4 protein-coding genes and 2 tRNA genes are annotated in these 4392 nt (G+C 72.4%); all 6 read right to left on the bottom strand.

What is annotated here, in order from left to right:
- Nucleotides 1–82: 82 nt before the first annotated feature.
- On the bottom strand, nt 83–697 hold the full coding sequence (locus ABZ646_RS41055) for a response regulator transcription factor (protein ID WP_360531203.1): 615 nt from the start codon (nt 695–697) through the stop codon (nt 83–85).
- A complete protein-coding gene (locus ABZ646_RS41050) occupies nt 694–2070 on the bottom strand; it encodes a histidine kinase (RefSeq protein ID WP_360531209.1) in 1377 nt (458 codons plus the stop codon). Before ABZ646_RS41050 ends, ABZ646_RS41055 begins: the two co-directional genes overlap by 4 nt.
- 17 nt (nt 2071–2087) lie before the next feature.
- Entirely contained in the window at nt 2088–2888 is an 801-nt protein-coding gene (locus ABZ646_RS41045) for an ABC transporter permease (RefSeq protein WP_360531206.1), read from the bottom strand.
- 26 nt (nt 2889–2914) lie between these two features.
- The gene (locus ABZ646_RS41040; protein ID WP_360531200.1) at nt 2915–3853 is read right to left on the bottom strand and encodes an ABC transporter ATP-binding protein; all 939 of its coding nucleotides are present in this window, start codon (nt 3851–3853) and stop codon (nt 2915–2917) included.
- A 137-nt stretch (nt 3854–3990) separates the two neighbouring features.
- Nucleotides 3991–4066, bottom strand: a tRNA-Gly gene (locus tag ABZ646_RS41035).
- Nucleotides 4067–4146: 80 nt separating this feature from the next.
- Nucleotides 4147–4218: transfer RNA gene (locus ABZ646_RS41030), tRNA-Gly, on the bottom strand.
- Between the last annotated feature and the right edge of the window lie 174 nt (nt 4219–4392).

The raw sequence follows: 4392 nt of genomic DNA, 5'->3' as shown, positions 1-4392 counted from the left end.
GCTCGAACTCGCGACCTCAACCTTGGCAAGGTTGCGCTCTACCAACTGAGCTACGTCCGCATGCGCCGTGGCGCGAGAGCAACTATACCCAACCTCGCTCCCGTGCGAGACGCACTGCCGCATGACGGTTCTCCGCACCGAGTTTGGTGACGGCGGAGGAGAGGTAGTTGCGCACGGTTCCCGGGGACAGCGCGGCCCGCTCGGCGATCTCGGTGACCGGCGCACCGTCGGCCGCCAGTTCCAGCACCTCGGCCTCCCGGCTGGTCAGCGGCGAGTCCCCGGCGGAGATCGCGTCGGCGGCCAACTCCGGGTCGACGTAACGGTTTCCCGCGTGCACGGTGCGGATGATCTCGGCGAGCCGCTGGGCGCTGACCGTCTTCGGGACGAACCCGCGCACACCCGCCGCGAGCGCCCGTTTCAGATGCCCGGGCCGTCCGTGGCCGGTCACGATCAGCACCCGGCAGCCGGGAAGCTCGGTCCGCAGCGATGTGGCCACCTTCACACCGTCCGCCCCGGGCATCTGGAGGTCCAGCACCGCCACGTCGGGCCGGTGGGCGCGCGCCATGGCCAGCGCCTCCGGTCCGCTCGCCGCCTCCGCGACCACGACCAGGTCGTCCTCCAGGCCCAGCAGGGCGGCCAGCGCGCCCCGGATCAGATGCTCGTCGTCGGCGAGCAGCAGCCGTACCGCAGTCGTCATGAGGTGACTCCGCTCACCCTCGGGTCGGCCGTACGGCCGGACAGCGGCACCGAGGCCACCACCCGGAAACCGTCCGGTCCCACCGGTCCGGCCTCCAGCGTCCCGTCCACCACCGCGAGCCGTTCCCGCAACCCGACAAGCCCGGACCCGGCTCCACCGCCGCTGGGGAGCCCTGCTCCGCCCGCGGCCCCGGCCCCCCTGGTCCTGTCCGCGGCCCCGGCAGCCCCGGCCTCATGCGCTGCCCCGGCGACTTCAGCAACCCCGGACTCGGCCTCCACCCCGCTCCCCCCTCCTCCCGCGCGCGAGGGCGCGGCTCCGTCGTTCTCCACCGTCAGCACCACGGATCCCTCCCGTATCCGCACCCCCACCGCACACCGTCCCGCGTCCCCGTGTCGCAGTACGTTCGTGGTGGCCTCCCGCACCACCCACCCGAGCGCCGACTGCACCTCGGCGGGCAGCCCGGCGGTGTCCCCCGTCACCTCGCAGGAGATCCCGGCCGCGGCCAACACCCCCTGTGCTCCGGCGAGTTCCGCGCCCAGGTCGGCCTCCCGGTACCCCCGGACGACAGCCCGTACCTCCCGTTGCGACTCCTGCGCGATCCGCTGCACCTCGACCATCTGCTCGACGGCCTCGGGCCGTTCGCGCCGGGCCAGCTGCACGGCCAGTTCGCTCTTGAGGGCGATGACGGCCAGGTTCCGGCCGAGGACGTCGTGCAGGTCGCGCCCGAACCGCAGCCGTTCCTCCGCCACGGCGAGCCGGGCCCGGGTCTCACGGGCCTCGTCGAGCGCGTAGACGGCGTTCAGCAGCCACACGGAGAAGATCGAGGTGGCGGCGAGGAATCCGCCGGCCAGGAGCACCGCGAACGCCGTGACCAGCGCGGCGACCCCGGGCACGCCCAGCGGGAAGGAGACCGCGCCGGCCCCGCACGCGAAGCCCGCGACGGTGGCCACCACCCGGCGCCGCTCGCGGACGCCGAGCGCCAGGGTGCCGGCACCGAAGGCGAGGACCCCGACGAAGACGGTGGCCGCCGCGCCGTGCAGGTCCTTGCCGGGGCCGCCGTGCTCCCGCAGCACCAGCGCCGTGACGCCGACCACGTAGGTGGCGGCGCCGAGCAGCCACAGCAGCCGCACCGGCTGCTCCCGCAGCCCCCGTGCCCAGTCCAGGGCCCGGGAGGCGGTCACCGCGCAGAGCGCCGCGTGGGCGCCGACCAGCGCGATCAGCCAGCCGCCGAGTACCGGTCCGGCCTCGCCGAACACCGGCAGCCCGATCGCCATGACCTCGATCGCCGCGAAGAAGTGGAACGACCACCGTGTGTACGTCTCGACCTTGGCGGGGGTGGTCTTCCCCCGCCACCAGCCGCCTGCCCCGCCCATCCCGGTCCCGTCCTCCGTCAGCGCCGAGGTTCCCAGCGGAACCACCGCCGTACAGCAAACACCGCCACGACGGTCCAGGCCAGCGCGGTGAGCACGGTGCCGAAGGCGTCGTACGCGCTCAGTTCGCCGGTCCAGCCGGCCCGGACCAGCCGGACGGCCGGGGAGAGCGGGAGGAACGCGCAGACGGCGGCGACGCGGTGGGGCAGGAGGTCGGTGGGCAGGGCGATGCCCGAGCCCACCATCGAGACGAAGACCAGCGGCAGCGCGGTGACCTGGGCGCTCTCGGCGGTGCGGGTGACGGCCGAGGTCAGTGCGGCGAGCGCGGCGCTGAGCGACAGGCCGGTGAGCAGCCCCAGCACGGTGAGGTACGGCGCCTTCGGCGTACCCGCGTCGAGCAGGACCGCGCAGCCGACGGCCAGTACCAGCGCCTGCGCCAGGCCGAGGCAGACGACGGGCAGGGCGGTGCCGCCCAGGATCTCCGTGTCGGTCGGCTCCCCGGTCCGCAGCCGCTTGAGGACGAGTTCCTCGCGGCGAGCCACGTACGCGCTCACCAGGGAGGTGTACACGGCGAAGAGGAAGGAGTAGCCGATGGCGGCGGTGAGCATCAGGGTGCCGAGGTTCACCCCCTTGAGATCGGCCTGGTCGATCGCGGGCCGCACGCTGAACGGCAGCGCGAGGGGCACGAGCAGCGCGGTGACCACGGCACTCCGGTTCCGCCCGAGCAGCACGAACTCCGCCCGCGCCAGGGCCAGGACCCGTCGCCGGGACCGGCCCGTGCAGCGGCCGCTCCCGACGGCGGGGAGCTTCCCGGCGCCCATGCGCCGGTCCTCTCCGGTGATGCCGCTCATGCCGCCGCCCCTGTCTCCCGAGCGATGTGCAGGAACGCCTCTTCCAGGGAGGCCGAGCGCATGTCGAGGGAGTGCAGTTCCACCCGTGCCTTCTCGGCCCAGGCCAGCAGCCCGGTGGCGGTGCGCTGCAACTCCGGGGTCCGCAGGCGTATCACGTCCCCGTCCAGCTCGTGTCCGCTCACCCCGAGCGGGCCGAGCGGTGGCAGGTCGCCCAGGAAGTAGCCGGGGGGCAGCCGGAAGGAGATCCGGGCGGGCTGGGCGGCGGTCACCTCGGCCGGGGTCCCGGTGACCGCGATGCGTCCCGCGTGCAGGATCGCGAGCCGGTCGGCGAGGTCCTCGGCCTCCTCCAGGTAGTGCGTGGTGAGCAGCACGGTCGTCCCGGTGTCGCGCAGTGCGCGGACCAACTCCCAGGTGTCCCGGCGCCCTTCGGTGTCGAGTCCGGTGGTCGGCTCGTCCAGGAACAGCACCTCGGGCCGCCCGAGCAGCGCGAGCGCCAGGTCGAGGCGGCGCCGTTCCCCGCCGGAGAGCTGCTTGACCCGTACCCCGGCCTTGCCGCCGAGCCCGACCAGGCCGAGCGCCTCGCCCGGCGGCCGGGCCCCGGTCGTACAGCCGGCCCACATCCGTACCGTCTCGCCGACGGTCAGTTCGGCCGGGAAGCCGCCCTCCTGGAGCATGACGCCGGTGCGCGGCCGTACCGCTGCCCGCTCGCGGTAGGGATCGTGGCCCAGCACCCGCACCCGGCCGCCGTCCGGCGGCGCGAGGCCTTCCAGGAGTTCGACCGTCGAGGTTTTCCCCGCTCCGTTGGTGCCCAGCAGTGCGTAGATCTCGCCGCGGGCCACGGAGAGGGTGATTCCGCAAACCGCCTCGAACCCGCCCCCGTAGACACGACGGAGATCTGTGACCTCAATCACGTGTTCGTGTTCGCTGTGTTCCATGGCTCAAGCGTCCCGGCGGCCGGGTCGCGGAAGCAGTGCGCGGTGTCATCGCTCGCCATGACAAATGTCAGGGGTCGGCCGAAAGCCGTCGAGGCACGAAAAAACCCCAGTCGATGACTGGGGTTTCTTGCGGAGCCTGGAGCGGACGACGAGGCTCGAACTCGCGACCTCAACCTTGGCAAGGTTGCGCTCTACCAACTGAGCTACGTCCGCACTGCTCCCGACCGGCTCCCACCGATCGGTGCGAGCACCAGCCTACCTGATCCACAAGCTGCTCAGGACCGGCGGTGCAGAGCGGGTGACAGGAATTGCACACTGCGCCTTCCCCCTGGAAGGGGGATGTTCTGCTACTGAACTACACCCGCATGTACTCCGTGGGCTTCGGCTTTTCGGCCTCGCCCCTCGGCGTGCTCCAGACATTAGCTGATCAGCAGGGGGGTAGCGCAAGTCGGCTGTCCCCAGGGGTGGCTGATGACTGTGACAGCCTGTCAAGGTCCGATTGGGTGCACAGTCACGACGCGCTGTTGTGAGGATGTCTC

Source organism: Streptomyces sp. NPDC007162 (genome assembly GCF_040634175.1).
Lineage (GTDB): Bacteria > Actinomycetota > Actinomycetes > Streptomycetales > Streptomycetaceae > Streptomyces.
This window is presented reverse-complemented; position numbering and strand designations above follow the sequence as displayed.